At 64.3% G+C, this 18,044-nt stretch carries 15 protein-coding genes and 1 pseudogene; 12 read left to right on the top strand and 4 right to left on the bottom strand.

Annotation, left to right across the window (positions count from 1 at the left end):
* The first annotated feature begins 179 nt into the window (after positions 1-179).
* The 9 genes from NYO99_RS18035 to NYO99_RS18075 all read left to right on the top strand — a co-directional run bounded on the left by NYO99_RS18035 (position 180) and on the right by NYO99_RS18075 (position 7,925).
* Entirely contained in the window at positions 180-860 is a 681-nt protein-coding gene (locus tag NYO99_RS18035) for a heavy metal response regulator transcription factor (RefSeq protein ID WP_268168662.1), read from the top strand.
* A gap of 38 nt (positions 861-898) precedes the next feature.
* Entirely contained in the window at positions 899-2,263 is a 1,365-nt protein-coding gene (locus NYO99_RS18040; protein ID WP_268168663.1) for a heavy metal sensor histidine kinase, read from the top strand.
* A gap of 91 nt (positions 2,264-2,354) precedes the next feature.
* Positions 2,355-2,648: a CopK family periplasmic copper-binding protein gene (locus NYO99_RS18045; protein ID WP_268168664.1), complete on the top strand. Its 294-nt coding sequence runs from the start codon at positions 2,355-2,357 to the stop codon at positions 2,646-2,648.
* A 113-nt stretch (positions 2,649-2,761) separates the two neighbouring features.
* Positions 2,762-3,190: a hypothetical protein gene (locus NYO99_RS18050; RefSeq protein WP_268168665.1), complete on the top strand. Its 429-nt coding sequence runs from the start codon at positions 2,762-2,764 to the stop codon at positions 3,188-3,190.
* Positions 3,191-3,637: 447 nt separating this feature from the next.
* Positions 3,638-5,155, top strand: coding sequence for a TolC family protein (locus tag NYO99_RS18055; protein ID WP_268168666.1), 1,518 nt, complete (start codon positions 3,638-3,640; stop codon positions 5,153-5,155).
* A gap of 19 nt (positions 5,156-5,174) precedes the next feature.
* On the top strand, positions 5,175-6,593 hold the full coding sequence (locus NYO99_RS18060) for a multicopper oxidase family protein (protein WP_268168667.1): 1,419 nt from the start codon (positions 5,175-5,177) through the stop codon (positions 6,591-6,593).
* A gap of 32 nt (positions 6,594-6,625) precedes the next feature.
* Positions 6,626-7,117 carry a cupredoxin domain-containing protein gene (locus NYO99_RS18065; RefSeq protein ID WP_268168668.1) on the top strand — a complete coding sequence of 164 codons (492 nt, stop codon included), beginning with the start codon at positions 6,626-6,628 and terminating at the stop codon, positions 7,115-7,117.
* Positions 7,118-7,170: 53 nt separating this feature from the next.
* Positions 7,171-7,527 carry a copper-binding protein gene (locus tag NYO99_RS18070; RefSeq protein ID WP_268168669.1) on the top strand — a complete coding sequence of 119 codons (357 nt, stop codon included), beginning with the start codon at positions 7,171-7,173 and terminating at the stop codon, positions 7,525-7,527.
* A complete protein-coding gene (locus tag NYO99_RS18075) occupies positions 7,524-7,925 on the top strand; it encodes a hypothetical protein (RefSeq protein ID WP_268168670.1) in 402 nt (133 codons plus the stop codon). The genes NYO99_RS18070 and NYO99_RS18075 overlap by 4 nt, the downstream gene beginning before the upstream one ends.
* Positions 7,926-7,969: 44 nt before the next feature.
* Here the strand turns inward: NYO99_RS18075 and NYO99_RS18080 are convergent, their stop codons facing one another.
* Complete coding sequence (locus tag NYO99_RS18080) at positions 7,970-8,323, bottom strand: PDDEXK family nuclease (protein ID WP_268168671.1); 354 nt, start codon at positions 8,321-8,323, stop codon at positions 7,970-7,972.
* 245 nt (positions 8,324-8,568) lie between these two features.
* On the opposite strand from NYO99_RS18080, the gene NYO99_RS18085 reads away from it, so the two are divergent.
* The 3 genes and pseudogenes from NYO99_RS18085 to NYO99_RS21435 all read left to right on the top strand — a co-directional run.
* A complete protein-coding gene (locus tag NYO99_RS18085; protein ID WP_268168672.1) occupies positions 8,569-8,847 on the top strand; it encodes a helix-turn-helix domain-containing protein in 279 nt (92 codons plus the stop codon).
* Complete coding sequence (locus NYO99_RS18090; protein ID WP_479685368.1) at positions 8,847-10,082, top strand: type II toxin-antitoxin system HipA family toxin; 1,236 nt, start codon at positions 8,847-8,849, stop codon at positions 10,080-10,082. Before NYO99_RS18085 ends, NYO99_RS18090 begins: the two co-directional genes overlap by 1 nt.
* Before the next feature lie 583 nt (positions 10,083-10,665).
* Positions 10,666-10,773: pseudogene (locus tag NYO99_RS21435) on the top strand (transposase); the annotation flags it as partial.
* Here the strand turns inward: NYO99_RS21435 and NYO99_RS18095 are convergent.
* From NYO99_RS18095 to NYO99_RS18105, 3 genes are all read right to left on the bottom strand, one after another.
* A complete protein-coding gene (locus NYO99_RS18095) occupies positions 10,765-15,114 on the bottom strand; it encodes a site-specific integrase (RefSeq protein ID WP_268168674.1) in 4,350 nt (1,449 codons plus the stop codon). The pseudogene NYO99_RS21435 and the gene NYO99_RS18095 sit on opposite strands and share 9 nt — an antisense overlap.
* A 16-nt stretch (positions 15,115-15,130) precedes the next feature.
* A complete protein-coding gene (locus tag NYO99_RS18100; RefSeq protein WP_268168675.1) occupies positions 15,131-16,216 on the bottom strand; it encodes a hypothetical protein in 1,086 nt (361 codons plus the stop codon).
* A 1,154-nt stretch (positions 16,217-17,370) separates the two neighbouring features.
* The gene (locus NYO99_RS18105) at positions 17,371-17,811 is read right to left on the bottom strand and encodes a hypothetical protein (protein WP_268168676.1); all 441 of its coding nucleotides are present in this window, start codon (positions 17,809-17,811) and stop codon (positions 17,371-17,373) included.
* Positions 17,812-18,044 lie beyond the last annotated feature (233 nt).

Here is an 18,044-nt window from a genome sequence, read left to right on the forward strand (position 1 = left end):
GGCGGCTTTTCCTTCATACAACAGGGCAGTCCGGGGGAGCATCCCCCTTCGCAGCCAGCGTCGGAGCACACGGAAACCACTTTAGTGAGGCCGGAGGAACATCAAGCCCACTTGAACATGACAGTTCTGTAATGTTCAAAACCTTCACCGACTTGTGACCCTGCGTCACACTTGGCGCCATGCGAATCCTGGTGATCGAAGATGAGGTCCGCTTGGCGGAGTACCTCCGAAAAGGACTGTCAGAAAACGGCTATGTGGTCGATGTCACCCATGACGGCATTGATGGCCGACACATGGCGCTGGAGGGCGAGTACGACCTCGTGCTGCTGGACGTGATGCTGCCTGGGATCGACGGCTTCGGCGTCCTGCGCGACTTGCGTGCGCAAAAGCAGACGCCTGTGCTGATGCTCACTGCCCGCGACAAGGTGGAGGACCGCGTCCAGGGTCTCAAAGGCGGTGCCGACGACTATCTGGTCAAGCCGTTCGCGTTCTCTGAACTGCTGGCCCGGGTCGAGGCGTTGTTGCGCCGCGGGTCGTCGGTCTCGGCGCAGGCCTCGACGCTGATGCGCCTTGGTGATCTGGAGGTGGATCTGGCCCGCCGCAAGGTCACGCGCGCGGGCAAGCGCCTTGACCTCACGCCGAAGGAGTTTGGTCTGCTGACGCTGTTGATGCGTCGTCACGGCGAGGTGTTGTCCCGCACCGTGCTGGCTGAGCAGGTGTGGGACCTGCATTTCGACAGCGAGACCAATGTCATTGATGTGGCGGTCCGGCGACTTCGCGCGAAGCTCGACGAAGGCTTCGAAACACCCTTGCTGCACACGGTGCGTGGCGTCGGCTATGTGCTCGAGGTGCGTGAGTGAGCGGGTCCGCACCCGGCAACCATTTGCTACCGCGCTCCATGGCGCTGCGACTGACCCTGGCCCTTGCTGCACTCGCAATCGCCGTGTTTGCCAGCGTCGCCTTACTGCTGCATCAGGGTCTGGAAGAAGAGATCGGCAATGCCCGAGCGCAAGACCTGGAGGGCAAGGTCGACATCGTGCGACACCTGCTGGAAGAAGTGCAGCAGCCGCAGGACCTGGAGTCGTTCACGCATCACCTCAACGACGTGTTGATTGGCGACGGACGGATCCGCATCTGGCTGCTGTCCACGGACGGCGGCCTGCTCTACGGCGGCCAGAAACGGCCGCTCGTGAGGCCCGCGACCCATCGCCGCCCGGGCCTGATGGAGGTGGTTCGCGAGGATGGCCTCGTCATGGAAGGCCGCCTCGTGCTGTTGCAGCCGGATGCGGTGCTCAGCGCGCGCGAGCTGATCGTTGCTGTGGACACCCGCCCTCAACAGGCGCTGCTGAGGCGCTATGGGGCTCGCTTGGCCACGGTATGCAGCGCAGGCGTCGCGTTGACGGTGCTGTTGGCGGGGGCGATCGCGTGGCGTTCGTTACGGCCGGTACAGCGCCTCTCGCGGGAAGCGGCCGCGCTCAACCCGCAATCGCTGTCAGCGAGGCTGTCCCCGGTCGAAACCACTGAGCTTCAGACGCTGGTCCACGCCTTCAACCGCGCGCTCGACCGGGTCGAGGCGGCTTACGAACAGCTGGAGGGCTTCAGTGCCGATGTCGCCCACGAGCTGCGCACGCCTTTGGCGACCATGATCCAGGGTGCTGAAGTAGCGCTGCACCGGGAGCGCCCGGCCTCAGAGCTGCGAGAGACGCTGCAAGTGAATCTGGAGGTGCTGCGGGAGTTGGCGGGTCTCGTCACCAACATGCAGTTTCTGGCGCGCGCGGACAAAGGGGAGCTGGCGGAGCAACTGTGTGCCACGGACCTTCGCGCGGAGGCTGAGCATGTGGCGGAGTACTTCGAGCCGCTGCTGGATCAGCAGAACCTTCGGCTGCTGATCGAGGGCGATGCAAGAGCGGTCGCCAACCCGACGCTGATACGCCGGGCCCTGGTGAACCTGGTCGGCAACGCCACCCGGTTCACCGCGGATGGCGGCGCCATTCACGTCGAAATTGGCGCGCACGGCGACCAGGTGCGCATGGCTGTGCGCAATCCAGGGGTCGGCATCCCAGCGGAGCTGTTGCCACGGCTGTTCGACCGTTTCGTGCGTGGCGACAGCGCCAGGCAGCATTCCGGCAGTCACCAGGGGTTGGGCCTTGCCATCGTGCGGGCGATTGCCGTGATGCACGGAGGGCGGGTCTTCGCTCGGTCGGACAACGGGTGGACAGAGATCGGCCTGGAGTGGCCATCCGGGACCACGAGCGCTGGATGACGAACTTGTAATGCGCCCGTGGCCTTGGTGTTGGTGAGGTTTTTCTAGAGTCAATTGTGTGCACAAGGCACGCCTTTGAAAGGACCCCACCATGAAGACCTTCCTGATCTCTGCAACTGTCGCCGTCGCGCTCGCGGGCATGGCCGCTCAGGCCCAAGCAAGCGACGCACTGGCCAACGCTGTCCAGGCGTCCGTCGAGCTTCGTGATGGCTCGACGCTCCACATCTTCAAGGACGGAAAGATGGCGAAGGAAGACGCTTTTGGCCGCGCGGTTTACCTCAAGCGAGGCGAGGTTCTCACTGCCAAGGACGGTCGACAGATCACCGCCGTCGGCAACGAAGTCGCCCGCCTGGAGCGCCTGCTGAAGGACGGGCATACGGGGTGAGCTGAAGGCTGGGTGGCCGCTTGGTGCCGCAGACGGTGAACTGGTCTGGCATGCAGCCTGGTCGTTACGACCATCCCGTGTTCAGCAGCCGCCGGCTGAGATAGAGTTTCTGGATGCGCGCAACGCTTCGCTGCTTCCTGATCAGCCTGCTGATCCTGGCTTTGCCCCTCAAGGGGCTGGCGGCTGCCGGCGACATGGCCTGCGGCCCAGCGCATTCGGGTACCGAATCGGGTGAGCATCACCACGCGGCGGACAGCGCTTCAGACCATCACCACGCGCACGCGGTCATCACGCTTGCCGTGGCGCATGAAGTGTCGGGTGCAATGCTGGCCGATGGTGAACACAGCTCGAGCAAGGCGGACGTGTCACCAGCCACCAAGTGCATGAAGTGCGCGCCGTGCTGCGGCGCTGCAATGCCCCATGCCGGGTCACCCACGCTGGCGACGGCGTTCAACGCCGATACGGTATTGCAGGACATCCGCTACCTTGCCGTGGGCGGCCGGATCGACCGCATTGATCGCCCCCCTCGAAGCCACTCCTGAGTCGACCTAGCGGATGTGCCTGAGCGCCCATCCGCGAGCTGGCCCTGTTCGACCGCGTGACCCCGTGCGCCTGCTGAATCGGCAGGGGCTGCCGGCGGCACTTCGATCTACTTTCCCGAGAGGAATCTATGTCCCGCTTCTCACCGAACGACGGGCGTTCTGACGTCCGCGCGGCCAAGCCATCCTGCGCCGCGGCCATGAGCTTGAGCTTGAGCTTGATCCTGTGCGCGGCCATCTTGCCTGCGCAGGCGCAGACGGCCACCGCAAAGGCCGGTCCGGCCGACCCCACCGATTCGCGAGCCAGCGTGCCAGCGGTTCAATACTCCAGCGCGCTCGCCCGCTACCGCCCCATCCAGGAAACGCCGCCTGTGTCGTGGCGGCAAGCCAACGAGAAGGCCAACCAGGCCGGTGGATGGCGGGCTTACGCCCGCGAGAAAGCGGAGGCGGATGACCGGCCGGCAGGCCCGGCCGCCCCTGCCTCCCCGGCTTCCCAAGTCGCAAAACCCGCTCCCGCTGCAAAGGGCCATGAAGGCCATGCGCCCCGTTGAAGGAGCCCCACCCATGACACGATTCCGACTTCCCCTTTCCCTGCTGGCCGTCGCCGTGCTGGCGGGATGCGCTTCCGTGGAGCGCGGCGCGGCGCTCAAGAATGTGCAGTCGCTGACCAAGACGCACACCGATCAAACGCTGACGGTCGATCGCTCTCCCGAAGACCTGACTCGCACAAACGGCAAGGTGGCGGAGCTGCTACGCCAACCCCTCGGTGTCGACGCCGCAGTGCAGATCGCGCTGCTGAACAACCGCAACCTGCAGGCGCGGCTGCAACAGCTGGGCATCACCGAGGCCGAAGTCAGCCAGGCGTCCAGGCTGCCCAACCCCGGGTTCAGCTTTGGCCGCCTCACCAAGGGCGACGAGGTCGAGCTGGAGCGGGGGCTGCATGTCAACCTCGCCCGCTTGCTGACGCTGCCGCTGGTCAGCCGGCTCGAGGAGCGCCGGCTGCAGTCGGTCCAGCGTGAAGTGGCGATGGATGTGCTGACCCTTGCCGCCGACACGCGCAAGGCCTGGGTGCAGGCCGTGGCAGCTGGCGAGAGCCTGCGCTACATGCATCAGGTGCAGGAGGCCGCGGAGGCCAGCGCCGAGCTGGCTCGCCGGCTGCAGCAGGCCGGCAACGTCAGCGCGCTGATGCGCCTGCGCGAGCAGGGCTTCTACGCCGATGCAGCGCTTGGCCTGGCCCGCTCAGAGCAGATCCATCGCTCCGCCCGTGAGCGCCTGGCCCGTCTGCTCGGGCTGTGGGGCGAGCAGCTGGCCTTCAAGCTCCCCGAGCGCCTGCCGGACCTGCCGGACGCGCCCAAGGACCAGCCGGACATCGAGCACCAGGCTCTGAGCCAGCGTCTCGATGTGCAGGCGGCGCGTCTGTCGGCCGAACAAACGGCGAAGAACCTGCGGCTGACCCGGGTGACGCGCTTCATCAGCGTTTTCGAACTGGGCCTCGTCCGCAACACGTCGAACGAAGCGCCACGCCAGACCGGCTGGGAGGTCGGCCTGGAGCTGCCACTATTCGACTGGGGCGGCGCGCGCACTGCCAAGGCCGAGGGTCTCTACATGCAGTCCCTGCATCAGGCCGCAGCGACGGCGATCAACGCCCGCTCGGAGGTCCGCGAGGCCTACGGCAACTACCGCGCCAGCTACGACATCGCCCGTCATCACCGGGACGAGATCGTGCCTTTGAAAAAGCGCATCTCCGAGGAGCAGGTGCTTCGCTACAACGGCATGCTGATCGGGGTGTTCGAGCTGCTCGCCGACGCGCGCTCTCAGATCAGCAGCGTCAATGCGTCCATCGACGCGCTGCGTGATTTCTGGCTCGCCAAGGCGGATCTCGACGCCGCGCTGATCGGCCGCGCCTCCCTCTCCATGCCGACCGCATCTGCCGGCGCCGCCAGCGCCGAAGCAGGCGCTGGTCACTGAAGCTTCCCAAGGAACTGACATGTCTCTCAATCGTCGCTCTCTCCTGGGCGGTGCCGGTGCGATCACTGCAGCCGCCTCGATGGCCTCCGTCAGCAAGGTGGCCATGGCCGCCTTGCCCGAACCGGTGATGCAGGACAAGCCCGACACCATGCCGCCCCTGGTTCCCAACACGGGCCGGCCCTACAACCCCGTGGTCACGCTGAACGGCTGGACCTTGCCATGGCGCATGAACAAGGGCGTCAAGGAGTTCCACCTGGTGGCGGAACCCGTGGTGCGCGAGATGGCGCCCGGATTCAAGGCGCACCTGTGGGGCTACAACGGCCAGAGCCCGGGCCCGACCATCGAGGTGGTCGAAGGCGACCGTGTGCGCCTTTTCGTCACCAACAAGCTCGGCGAGCTGACCAGCATCCACTGGCATGGCCAGCGTCTGCCCAACGGCATGGACGGTGTTACCGGCCTGAACCAGCCCGGCATCCCGCCCGGCAAGACATTCGTCTACGAATTTGTGGCGCGCCGGCCCGGCACCTTCATGTACCACCCGCACGCCGACGAGATGGTGCAGATGGCGATGGGGATGATGGGCTTCTGGGTCACTCACCCGAAGGGCAAGCATCCGCTCATCGACGAGGTGGACCGCGACTTCTGCTTCCTGCTCAATGCCTACGACATCGATCCGGGCGCGGCCACGCCCAAGATCATGACGATGCTGGACTTCAACCTGTGGAGCTGGAACAGCCGCATCTTCCCGGGCATCGACCCGCTGGTCGTCGGCTTCAAGGACAAGGTGCGCATCCGCATCGGCAACCTGACGATGACCAACCATCCCATCCACCTGCACGGGCATGAGTTCCTCATCACCGGCACCGACGGCGGCCCCACGCCGAAGAGCGCGCGCTGGCCCGAGATCACCACAGACGTGGCAGTGGGCCAGATGCGGCAGATCGACTTCCTGGCCGATGAAGAGGGGGACTGGGCCTTCCACTGCCACAAGAGCCACCACACGATGAACGCCATGGGCCACGACGTGCCGACCATGATCGGCGTGGACCACACCGGTGTCGCAAGCAAGATCCGCAAGTTGGTGCCCGACTACATGGTGATGGGCGAGCGCGGCATGAAGGACATGACCGAGATGGACATGCCACTGCCCGACAACACCGCGCCCATGATGGCCGGCCAGGGCCCCTTCGGCGCCGTGGGCATGGGCGGCATGTTCAGCGTCGTCAAGGTGCGCAAGGGCCAGAAGAAGGGCGACTACAGCGATCCGGGCTGGTACCAGCACCCCGCCGGCACCGTGGCGTACGAGTTCAAGGGCAGCCTGCCAGACGCCGCGCGCTTCCAGTCGGAAAGCCCGGGCTTGATGCCGCCGGTCCAGCGCCCGAAAACCGATGTCGAGGTCAAGATCCGCAAGCCCAGCGGCGGCCACGGCAGCAACTGAGAACTCGTTCATCACCCCACATGAAGACAACCATGAAGCAAATCGTCATCGCGGTCGTGCTCTCGCTTACCGCACTCAGCGGCTCGGCCTGGGCACACGGCAACGAGAAGCACGGCAAGCCTGCGACCCAGGTGAAGAAGGAACAAAAGCCTTGGGGCATTGCGGGTGACGCCAAGGCAGTCACCCGCACCGTCACGTTGAAGATGACCGACAACATGCGCTTCACACCGGATCGCGTGGAGGTCAAGCTGGGCGAGACCATCCGCTTCGTCGTGCAGAACGACGGCAAGATGCTCCACGAGCTGGTCATTGGCACAAAGAAGGAACTCGACGAGCACGCCGCGCTGATGCTCAAGTTCCCGAACATGGAACACGACGAGCCCTACATGGCGCATGTCGACCCGGGCAAGAAGGGCGAGATCGTCTGGACCTTCAACCGCGCCGGCGAGTTCGACTTCGCCTGCCTGATCGCCGGCCACTACCAGGCCGGCATGGTCGGCAAGATTCTGGTCAGCGCCAAATGACGCACGCCTCAAGCCGCCGCATCCCCCGCTTCACATCCCCGAAAGGAACTGACATGAACCGCAACAACCAACGCCGTCTCGGCCTGTTCGCCGCAACGATGCTCACCGTCGGCTTGCTCAGCCCGGCAGCATGGGCCGCCACCCCTGGCGCGCCGTCCGCACAAGCCAGTGCGCCAGCGGCCAGCTCAGACATGACCGACGCCGAAGTGCGCAAGGTCGATCGCGAAGCCGGCAAGGTGACGCTCAAGCACGCCGACATCAAGAGCCTGGACATGCCCGCCATGACGATGGTCTTCCAGGTGCGCGACAAGGCCATGCTGGACAAGCTGCAGCCTGGCACGCGCATCCAGTTCAAGGCTGCCAACGAGGGTGGCAAGTTCGTCGTGACCGAGTTGAAGGTCGTGCAGTGAAGGTGCTGAGCACCCTGATCAAGCCTGTCGCGGGCGTCGCGGCTCTGTTGTTGGTGCCCTTGAGCGCAATTGCGTCGGGGCACATCGTCGACGTCCAGTGGGATGCCAACGGGCAGTTCACGCACAAGGCGGAAGTTCAACCGACCAAGTTTGTCGAGGTCTGCGCAAAGCTCAAGCCGGGTCAGAAGATCGCCTGGTCGTTTCAGGGCAGCGCGGCGATGAACTTCAACATCCACTACCACCTGGGCAAGGAGACGATCTATCCAGCCAAGCTCACGGAGGTCAAGGAGGCAGCGCAGACCTTGCAAGTACAGGCCGAGCAGGTTCACTGCTGGCTGTGGTCCAACAAGACGCCCGCGACGGCTTCGGTTGACGTGGCGTTGAAGATCGAGCCTTGACCGGACGATGCTTGTACTGGCTCGGGAGGCCAGCGCCAGGACAACTACCGACATGGCCCAAAGAGCAGTAGCTCACGCAGCGCGCTGCGTTTGCTAATGTCTTCGTCTTGGAACAGCGTCAGGCCTGGCTCGATGATGTGGAGGTTGTCCGACAAGTAGCGTTGCAGGTCCTTTTCAAGCGCGAACTGGCTCGACCCCGCCAAGGTCACTTCGGGCGCAGGCACGGCCTCGTCATCGTCCTCCACAACAGTGACGGTCCCGCCGCCAGCGCTGGGGACTTGCACTTTGTTTGGCAAGTGGATGGGCGTTGGGTCCTTTCCAGGCTCGTACGCTCGGTACTCGCGGGACCCGACACGGAACAGCAAGTCGTCGGTCGAATTCGTTGCGGTGTGATGCAAGCGGCTCGGGTCGTTGGTCGACGCCTGCACGAGGTGCGCGTTGATGCTGCCGGTGATGTCCCAGCGCGTGGTGTAAGTCCACAGCCCGGACAGGCTGAGATGCGCGGGTTACTCAGCGTGCCACGGCGGACAGCCGAGTCGGGACAGGATCACTGAGGGCCTTCAGGCCCTCCAGTTGTGCCAACGGCTTGATGCGTCTTTTATGGACGACGTTGCGACTCATATTCCCGGTAGAATCTGGCATCATGTCGCTCATGAACGACGAAATTCGTTTGGCGACAGAACTCGGGGCGGCAATCCGAGCCGCACGGCTGGCCATGGGCCTGAGCATCACAGAGCTGGCAAGCCAATCGGGCCGCGTTCGCGACGTGATCTACCGGCTGGAAGCGGGCAAGGAAACATCTTTGAGCTCGCTGTTTGCGGTCTTGGCGGTCCTGAAGCTGACGCTGCGCCTGGAACCGGCGGGGCGTCCGACATTGAGCCAGGTTCAAGCCCGATTCGGCCTGGACGATGAGGACGAGTGATGGCTTTGCCTGACAAGATCCGGGCGCTGGAGGTGTCCATCGACGGACGAGCGGCGGGTCAGTTGCTCAAGACCTCGAACTATGAATTCCGGTATGCCACGCCGGATCCCGATCAGCCGAGCGTTGCGCTGCTTATGCCGGCGCGCGAGCAGCCGACCTGGCAGGACGGCGCGCTTTTCGCCGTGATGGACCAGTCCTTGCCCGAGGGCGAGTTGCTACTGCGGTTGAGCATGATGTTCCCGAAGCATCAGCTGCAGCCCATGCACCTGCTGGCGATGATGGGGCAGAACGGTATCGGCAACCTGGGCTACACGTTGCCAGGCGCTGCGCCAACTTCCGCGCCGACCCACATCGAACGGGAATCGTTGTTGGCGCTGCCTTTCACACCAGAGCTGTACGAAGACCTGGTGCGGGCGTATTTGAGTTCAGGTGTCGGCATTGCGGGCGTGCAGCCCAAGATCATGGTGGCCGATCGGGCAACCGTGCCCATCCCGTCGGTGATCGTGAAGGTAGCGTCCGCAGCTTATGCGGGCCTGGCAGCGAACGAGTTCCTGTGTTTGTCGGCGGCGAAGAAGGCGCAGATACCGACGCCTGGCTTCGAACTGTCCCATGACGGCCAGATGCTGATCGTCGATCGCTTTGACCTGAACCCTCGACCAGATGGCCAGATCGAGCGCCTGGGTTTTGAAGACATTGCCTCGCTGATGAACCTGCGCGTTCGCGATGTGCTGTCCGAACGCAAGTACCGCGGGAGCTACCAACGCATCGGCGAGCTGTTGCGGTACCTGCAGCTGCCGGGCGAGGATCTCCAGCGGTTCTTCGAGCAGGTGGCACTGAGCGTGATGGTACGCAATGGAGATGCGCACCTGAAAAACTTCGGCGTGCTGATTCAGCGGGATGGCACGCCGCGGCTGTCGCCGCTGTTCGACGTCGTGACGACGGCGGTCTACACCTACACCCGCTTCGTCGGCGATGAGGAGCAAACCGATCGCACGATGGCCCTGAAGCTGTTCGCCGGCAAGCACCACAGCAAGGCGTACCCGACGACCGAGGAGTTGCTCCAATTCGGCACAGAGGTCTGCGGCGTGGTCAGGCCGCGCGCGGTGTTGGAGCGCATCGCCGATGCGATGCATGAAACCCTGGCAAAGGCTCAAGGAGATGAGCGCATACCGGCTTCGCTGCTAGCGTTGATGCAGCCGGTCTGGGAGGTGGGCACGAAATACGCTCTGTCGTAGAGGTTGGATCGAATCTGCCACTGTGTTGACACTGGCGATATGGTGACTTATGGGCACCTCTGAACACCCGCGAGCAGGTCCACGATCACTTCGTCGACCTCCTGCTCAGCGACCGGGAGCAGTACGACGACCGCCTCGACTTTTACGAGGTCAACTTCAACGGCGCGGTCGCGGCGGATCGTCGCGACGCCAAAAACCGCCGCTGGAAGCACGAGAATAGGTTCGCAGAACTCGAGACCGATGATGGTGAGGTCTCAGCCAAAGTCGAATCAGTTGGGCGCCACCAGCGGCGTGCGCTCCCCGACCGGGCGCTTGGCCTTGGCGCGCTTGCGTACGGCTAGGTCTGCCGCCCGGTACAGCCGGTACACGCGCTTGTGGTTGACGCCGGGGTGGGCGGCACAGCTCCTTGATGCCCATCCCGGCCGTGGCCTAGTTCAGGAAGCCAATGATCTGCTGCTCGCTGTACTTGCTCGTTCTCATGTCCGTCATTCTCCAAAAGGATGATCTGCATTGAAGAAATCGAGCCACGCAGAGCGTTAGTCTTTCGGCGATTCGGCCCCGAGCAACGGGCGCAGGAGAAGTCGTGAGACCGAGTCGTTTTTCAGTGGAGCAGATCGTGGCGGTGCTCAAGCAGGTTGAGCTCGGCATGGCGGTGGCGGACGCGTGCCGCAAGATACCGTCATCACACCAGTGAGGTGATAGCCAACGCTGCAAAGGTTGCGAAAGCACTACCGCATCCCTCTTGTGCCGCTGTGACTGGCATCAAGCCGAGCCATTTGGCATAACTATCTGCCTTCGCCGCTGACCGAACACCGACACAACGGATCTGGCAGGAGTCAAACGGCCCCAGGTCTCCTGTGCGCGTCCACGATGGCAGCCGAGGCTCTTCTTTCGAGGGGTCCAGCGCTCTGACTATCAACTGTGTACTCGCCGGCTGAAACCCCAGCGCAGATGCCGCGTACACCAGTCGCCGCAGACTTTCCGAATCTCGGACATGGAAGTCCCTGTCGCGGCGGTCGTAGCAAGCGATCAGGAACTCGAGATCAGAACGAAGGCTGACAGGATCGTGCAGCGCCCGTGCCCGCGCGGCGACTTCTGCACGTTGAACTGCCATAGACGTTTCGGCGGACAGTGCCAGCGTCACCAGCCCTTTCGTGGCCTCCTCTGTGGCGCGCTTGCCCGGCTGAGCGACCTCGGGCAGCCAGCGCTTGAGCGAGGTCATCAGCGCCTCGACGCGCGGTGTCTCCAGCCCGAAGAGCGCGGCCGCCTGTTCCGCCGTACGCTTGCCCGTGGCGACGATCGCTGAGATCTCGCACACGCGCGAGATAGCAATCCATTCCGACGAGCTGGGGCCAGTAGACGCAGACCTAGTTGGTGGAGTGCTTGCTTCGACCTTCGGGCCGATCTGACCTGCTGTGGCTGCCGCGGCGGCCTCCTCCAGGCCGCCGCCCGAACTTCCGACAGGCTTGGCACCAAGTAAGGGGATAGCCTGAGTTCGCCAGCCCGCGGCACGGCGTGCGTGATCCATCAGGCCGTGGAATCCGCCGCCCTTGAGCAGCGCAAAGGTGGTGCTTCTCGCCAGCCCGGTCAATTGCATCCAGGTGGTCTTGTCCAGCCGGCCGGCCTCGCGTTCGACGACTGCGGCGCGCACCAGGTCGTCACCATGGATGTAATGCATGTGGGTCACGGCAGGGCCCACGTGTCCCACCAGTCGGGCCAGCGCGAAGGACGTGCGCCCCAACGCCGCCTGGATAGATCCAAACAGTGACGCCGCAAGTTGATTGCCCTGCCCAAGGAAGGCGCTGGTCTGCGGAAGGTCTGCGAAGAACCGTAGCACCTCAGGATGATCCACCGCACGCAGCGCAAGGTCCGACCAAGTGCTCAGCGAGTGCCGGGCGTGGTAGAGGCGCACGCTCGGGTCCAGCGTCACATCGCGCATCACCCGGTGGACCCACCGGTCCACCCGCTGGCGATGGGCTGGGCCGCTGGCGGGCTGCGAGAGCAAAAGATCGTCAGGAGAAGCGCCTCGATCCAGGCGCGTGCGCACGAATCGCTGCAGCCGCTCGCGTTCATCGCCGGGCATCAACAGGTCCAGCGGTATCCGGCGCCGCGCATTGCTCGACTTGAGTTGGTGGTGCCCGTAAGGCAGCACGTAGACGGCGTCTGCCTGTACGTCGCGCAGCCGGAGTCCGTAGGCTTCTCCGGGTCTCAATGCGAGGCGGAAGCACAGCGTCAGCAACAACCGGCCCAGCGTCCGATCGCCACGGGCCAAGCCCGCATACAGACCTTCGTCAAGCGCACGCTGGATCTGCGCGTATTCCTCGAAGCTGATCACGCAGGCGTCAGCGTGCGACTGCTGTTCGTCGCCATCGAGCTCGGCGCGTTCGTCTGCGTCGAGCAGTTCGAGCACTTCGACCTCAAACTGCAGGAACTCCGCCAGCTTGCGCATCGCCTGCCGGACGCTGCGAGGCGTGGAACCCGCTGACATCGGCAGGTCATCGATCTCACGAAGTATGCGAGCAATCACTTCTAGTTGAAGCGGACCGGAGTCCTCGCCCAGTTCTCCGTGCACGGCCAATGACTGAGCGGCAGCGGTGAATGTCCGCACCAGCGGTGGCCCTGTGAATCCTCCGCCGGCCGGGTTCGCCAGCCACATGGCGAAGTCCACCAGCGTGTTGATGCGCACCGCGTCCGTGGAGCCGGGTAGTTCGCGCAGTCCGCCCAAGTCCCATGGCGGGGCAGTTTCGGCCACTGCCATGAGAGACCGCGCAACCCGCTCGATCCACGGATGCGCCACCGACAGTGTGGCCAGCAACTCGGCATCCCCGGGCTCAGGGTCCCACGCGCTGGACTGGTCAACCGCAGGATCCCGGGCAGACCGAACGAGCGCCAGCGCGCTGAGCGGGGAATCCGTGGAGATCGCAGCGCTGCGGCGTCGGCGCCGTTTCCCTGAGCCGGGCGCGGCATCTTCCAACTCGGTTCTGCCGCTGGCCAGTTGCGCGTTGGCTTGGCTGTCGTGACATGCCGGCGCGGCGAGACGTCGTGCACCGACCAGCCGCGCCCAGCGGTCGGTCAAGATTGAGCTCGCATCGATTTGGCGCCTCTGGCTTGCCACCACCGTTCTGCTGGCGCGCGTGAGCCACCACACCTCGGCGCAGCGGATCAAGTCACTGAAACTCTGAGGCTCGAAAGGCATGGCGACTGATCCCTCGAAAGCCATCAGGGCAATGCGGCGCAACCACCGGTGCAGATCGCCAAGGCGAAGTTCGCGCGGCATGGGCGGCGCGTTCAGCCAGATCAGTTCCGATAGCGGGTCGAACCACCAGCGGTGCGTTTGCCGGTCCATCGAACCGCCCGCGGCAACGTGGAAGTCCAGGTGAGCGCGACGGTACGGGCCGGAGACGGGCAAGTCGCGACCGCCCGGCGTGCTGAAGCGCCTCAGCAGCATGATGAGCTGCGTCAGGTCCAGAAGCATGCCGTTCAACACGGCGCTCATGACCAACGCCGTGGCCCAACCCTCTGCGGCGAGCTCCGATGGGGGCGCAGGCATGGGCATGGCAGCCTTGCCGAGGCTGCCATCCTCCGCGTGCTTCGACTCACTGGCGCGCCAGTCGCGAGCCTGCGACAGTGCCCTGTTCGTCCAGTTCAGCAATGCCGTGCGCCACCCATCGACGAGCGGGACTGCCAGGACCGACGTCTCCACAAATGGGCTCGATGGCGGCCGAACAGTCGCCACCACGGGGAACTCTGGCACTTCGATGCCGCGGGTCCGGAGCATGTTGCGCGCTCGCACCAGCAGACGGAACCAGCTGGCGGCCATGTGGAACCGTGCGCGACTGTCGTTCTCTGCCTGGAGCGTCAGCCGGTGGATGATGTTTGCAGCCCCGGCTGTCAGTGACCCTGCCGTCTCGAGTGTGTCGTCTTCATCGCCCGCTTTTGGTTTTGACCGAATGGCATTGCCAACCAAGCCCCACTCTGTCGCAAATGACTCAGGATCAGCCGCGCAGAGCAGTCGCGCAAGCACATTGCCGTGGCGTGCCCAGCTTCGAAGCAGCCGGTAAAGCGTGGGGACCTGGCGCCGGTCATCGTCGGTTGCGCGTTCATGGATCGACTGCCAGAAAGCCGGCAGCCTTTCGAGGCGACCTTGCTGGCGCGGGCGGTCCGACCGCCCCCGGCCTACAGGCCCGGCGCGGTGCATCGGGGCCAGCAGCACGTCACCGCTCAACGGAATCTTGTCTTTGACCAACGCGCTGGGCATCACCTTCAAGCCGATGTCGGCGTGCAGGGCGGCCAAGGCTGCTTGAAGCCGGCGCAGGCTGCTGTCGAAGTCGAACGTCGAGTGGAGGCCGACAGCGCCGCCCCCGGCGTCACGGTGACCCAGCATGGCGTCGAGATCCGCCGCGGCACATCCCCGCTCCAGCAGGTGGGTCCGGAGAAACGCCCGCGCAAAGTTGGCCGGCCATGGAAATCCGAGATCGGCGAGCTCTTTCTCGACCCATGCGACTGACACCTCGACGGGAACATCGCTCTCGTCCAGCCGGAACATGGTGCGGACCCTGGCCGGCGCGGACTGCCACTGTTCGTAACGGGTCAGCCGCGTCACCAGAGCAATCTGGTGAGATTGCAGGATGCGCAGCTGCCGGACCAGCAGCGGCGGCACTGCCACGAGCCGAGCTCGCTGGTTGTAGAACGATTCCTTGTCCGCAAGCCCGACGAACACGTCATCGGTCGGGGGTAGGCCAGCCTTGGCACGTACCCGATCGCTCTGTTCAACGGCCCGCAGCAGAGCCACCGGCGAGCGCAAGGCGCGCATGGCGGTGCACAAGCCTTGATAAACGATGGTCAGAAGAAGCACATGGGTGTGGTGCTTGCGCAAGGCGGAGCGGCGCTCGAGTGCGACCGGCTCGCTCACTTTGGCCTGCAAGGTTTTGACCAATCTACCCACGTCGTCAATCGTCGGCACAAAGGCGGCGCCGACGCGAGCGGTGGCCAGAGCCGGTGTTTGCCAAGGCCAAGTGTTCGGAAGCTGCACGGCCGGCCGGCGCGAATCAATGAGGTGATTCAGGAGGCGCTCCTTCGCTACTCGTGCCGGCGACGGGTGGGCGACCGTCGTTTGCTGCGGCCAGCACGCCCAGACCGGCCGAGTGCATGGCCTGCACCCAGACCTCGGCGAGTCGTGCCAGTGTGTGCTGCGTGTAGTACAGCCGAGCCTGGCTCGCGCCAGCCGAATCACAACTCAGGAGCCAAGCCAGCGTGCGGTCGCCGGTGACGGCTTCGACATGTGCCGGCATGAGGTCCTGCAGCAGCCGGCTGGACCAGCGCTCATGGCCGGCCGGCAGCGAGCAGCCGTTGATTGAGTTCAGGAAGTCGGTGATCCGCCTTTCGGTCAGGCTGACGCCTGAGCGCTGCGCCGAAGTCGATGGCGGTGCGGCGTCATCGAAGCTTCGGAACAGCCTGATGCCAGTAGGACGATCGAAGGCTTCATCTGCCCCCACTCCCTCGATCGTTGGCATGGCGGGCCACGGTTCGCGCTGACTGGCTTCCAGGCCTTTGGGCAAGCTGCTCTGGTGGTATTTCCAGAGCAAGCGTCCCGTCTCGGCGGCCGGAATCAGAAGGTTTCGTACGGTCTGCTTTGGGCGTCCTTCGACAACCTCGGCGTCGGTGCCTGCCAAGTTGGGCTGAATCGCTGGCACGAGGAAGGCTACCGCTTCCACGGGCGCTGGCCACAGATTTGGGTTGCCCACTGCCATCGGGCGACCGTGCTGGTCGAGTGGCCGGCCGGTGGCGTTCGCTGGCTGCTTCTCTGGCCGGACCAGCAGCACCGGTGCATCAATTTGCAGGTCCAGCGCCTCTTCCAGTGAGAGCACCGGCGTGTCGCTCCATCCCTGTAGCCGCACGCTCGCGGCATCTGCGGACGACGGCTGGATTGCCGCCAGCCGGAGCTTTGAGAGAACGGCTGGCGACTGCCCCAAACACAGGGTCAGCAGTGCCAGCAGCGCGTCTTCGGCGTCGTGATGACCTCGGACAGGTGCGGCCAGCGCAGCTTCGGCGCGTGCCAGGCCGTGGCGCGCGACGCGGTCCGCGTCTGGCGCGGCCAGGTATCGGAGGTCGAATGGAGTGACGGTGGCTGCCATGGCGGCCCGCATGGCGCGCCACTTTTGGCCTGACAGAAGCGCATCAATCTCGCGTACTGGCACCAGGGGTAAACGAACTGGTGCGTCATCGTCCCTCGCGATTCCTCCCCCCGTTGCCGCCTCTCCGCCGGCTGGCGTGCCGCTCGGCGATGGCGACGGGCTCGATTGACCTTTCGGTGTCTTTCCGGCGGCCGGCGGCATTTGGCCGTCGGGGTCAGAGTTGCCTCCGGGCGCCTCCTCACGTTGCCCGAGACTCTTTCGACGGCCAGCGGGCTGGCCGTCGATCACCATGGCAGACCAGTAATTGAAATAGGCGTCAAGCGCAGCGGGATATGTGCGGCGCCTGTCCTCCTCAGCTGGCCCGAATCCCTGGTGGCCTAGGTTGGAGTCTGTGGGGGTGACGACTTTTACCCATTGACTCACTTGCCCGACGAACTCCTTCGGATCGCTGCTTTGACCGAGGGACCGCAGCAAAGGCGCCTGTTTCACCTGGCTCAGCCAGCGCACCGTGCGGCATGCGCGATGGGACTCGATAGGAAAGGAGCTGAACTCTCTGCGCGAGTCAGGTAGCCAGTCCAGATACTCATCGACTGTGGAACCCGATGCCCATCTGTAGTCGATTGACGCCGCGGTTAGCATCGCCTGGAGGTGATCGAAGCAATGGGACAGGGCGACCTGCGCCGAATCATCGCGGGTGCGGTAGGGGTGACGGACGACTAAAACGGAGACTAACGGTGCGACATCTATGCCGTGTCCGAGCAATGGGTGCCTGTTAACGCTGTCTAAGCTCAAGCGTCGCTTCTGGTCTAGGTATCTGTGGTTGCTGCCGAGGGCACGCCTAACCTTTGCCCAATCTGTCAGCAGCGCGATCCAAGCCGGTAATTCGCCTATCCAGGCCTGCTTTGTCCAGGTCGCAGCATTTGAGAATACCGGCGTGGCGAACAGTTCAGCTACGCGTTGGAGCGCGGGTCCATGGACAGCTAGCGTCGGCAGTAAACCAAGGGAAAACGCCAGCCTGTCGAAACAGGCGCCATCGTGACCTAGGCCGACGAATCCATTCCGTACCGCTTGAAAGTTCTTCGACGCCCGTGGCGTAGTCCAAGAAACTGCACGAGGGCTTCGGGATTCGGAACTTGGCGATCCCTTCATGACACTTATCTTGGCTGGCGTTTGGCCGCTGGCTGCGATGCCGCGAGGTCGCCGCTGCTGTTTGAATTGCGATCCTTGAAAACGGGCATCCCGGTGGACTCGGCGTCGTTGAGAATGGCTTGAACGAAGGTATCCGAAATATCCGATGCACAGGCGGCGATGGCAGCCGCGTGCACTGCGGCGATCTGTAGCCAGCGTCGATCACTCAGACGTGCGTCTACAAGAATGACGGTGATCCGGGTGGTCGAGGGAAGAGCTTGGCGAAGTGCAGGCAGCAGGTGGCCCCCGCAGACAACCAGAAAGTGTCGATCTTCGGCGTGCCCTCGCTCGACGCACCACATTGGTGAAGCGCTCAGAACAATATCGAGGTTCTCACGCGTCCAGCATGTGAAGTCGATGAGGCCTCCACTCGCGAGGTCAAGGCGAACATCACGGGCTTGGAGCACCGGGTGTGGGCCACGAATATCAGCAAGCCTCACCGATGCAAGCGACAGGCGCGCATCACTGCCGAGCTGGACGCGTCCGGAGGCGCGTGTGCGTGATGTGGCAGCCTGTCCTTCAGCGCTGGTTCGGCCACTCGATGTGGCAGGCTCAGGTAGCTCGTCTCGCCCAATGGTCATCTTGTCACCTTCGTGTGGGCTGGCCCGTGAGGGTTCAGTCTGGCACAATCGGCGTCAAT

The organism is Roseateles hydrophilus, assembly GCF_026712245.1.
In the GTDB taxonomy this organism is placed as follows: domain Bacteria; phylum Pseudomonadota; class Gammaproteobacteria; order Burkholderiales; family Burkholderiaceae_C; genus Pelomonas; species Pelomonas hydrophilus.

Coding starts and splice junctions, on each gene's coding strand:
- NYO99_RS18040 (WP_268168663.1), top strand. CDS start 899: ATGGCGCTGCGACTGACCCTGGCCCTTGCTGCACTCGCAATCGCCGTG.
- NYO99_RS18045 (WP_268168664.1), top strand. CDS start 2,355: ATGAAGACCTTCCTGATCTCTGCAACTGTCGCCGTCGCGCTCGCGGGC.
- NYO99_RS18065 (WP_268168668.1), top strand. CDS start 6,626: ATGAAGCAAATCGTCATCGCGGTCGTGCTCTCGCTTACCGCACTCAGC.
- NYO99_RS18060 (WP_268168667.1), top strand. CDS start 5,175: ATGTCTCTCAATCGTCGCTCTCTCCTGGGCGGTGCCGGTGCGATCACT.
- NYO99_RS18100 (WP_268168675.1), bottom strand. CDS start 16,216: ATGGCAGCCACCGTCACTCCATTCGACCTCCGATACCTGGCCGCGCCA.
- NYO99_RS18070 (WP_268168669.1), top strand. CDS start 7,171: ATGAACCGCAACAACCAACGCCGTCTCGGCCTGTTCGCCGCAACGATG.
- NYO99_RS18050 (WP_268168665.1), top strand. CDS start 2,762: ATGCGCGCAACGCTTCGCTGCTTCCTGATCAGCCTGCTGATCCTGGCT.
- NYO99_RS18085 (WP_268168672.1), top strand. CDS start 8,569: ATGTCGCTCATGAACGACGAAATTCGTTTGGCGACAGAACTCGGGGCG.
- NYO99_RS18035 (WP_268168662.1), top strand. CDS start 180: ATGCGAATCCTGGTGATCGAAGATGAGGTCCGCTTGGCGGAGTACCTC.
- NYO99_RS18090 (WP_479685368.1), top strand. CDS start 8,847: ATGGCTTTGCCTGACAAGATCCGGGCGCTGGAGGTGTCCATCGACGGA.
- NYO99_RS18055 (WP_268168666.1), top strand. CDS start 3,638: ATGACCGGCCGGCAGGCCCGGCCGCCCCTGCCTCCCCGGCTTCCCAAG.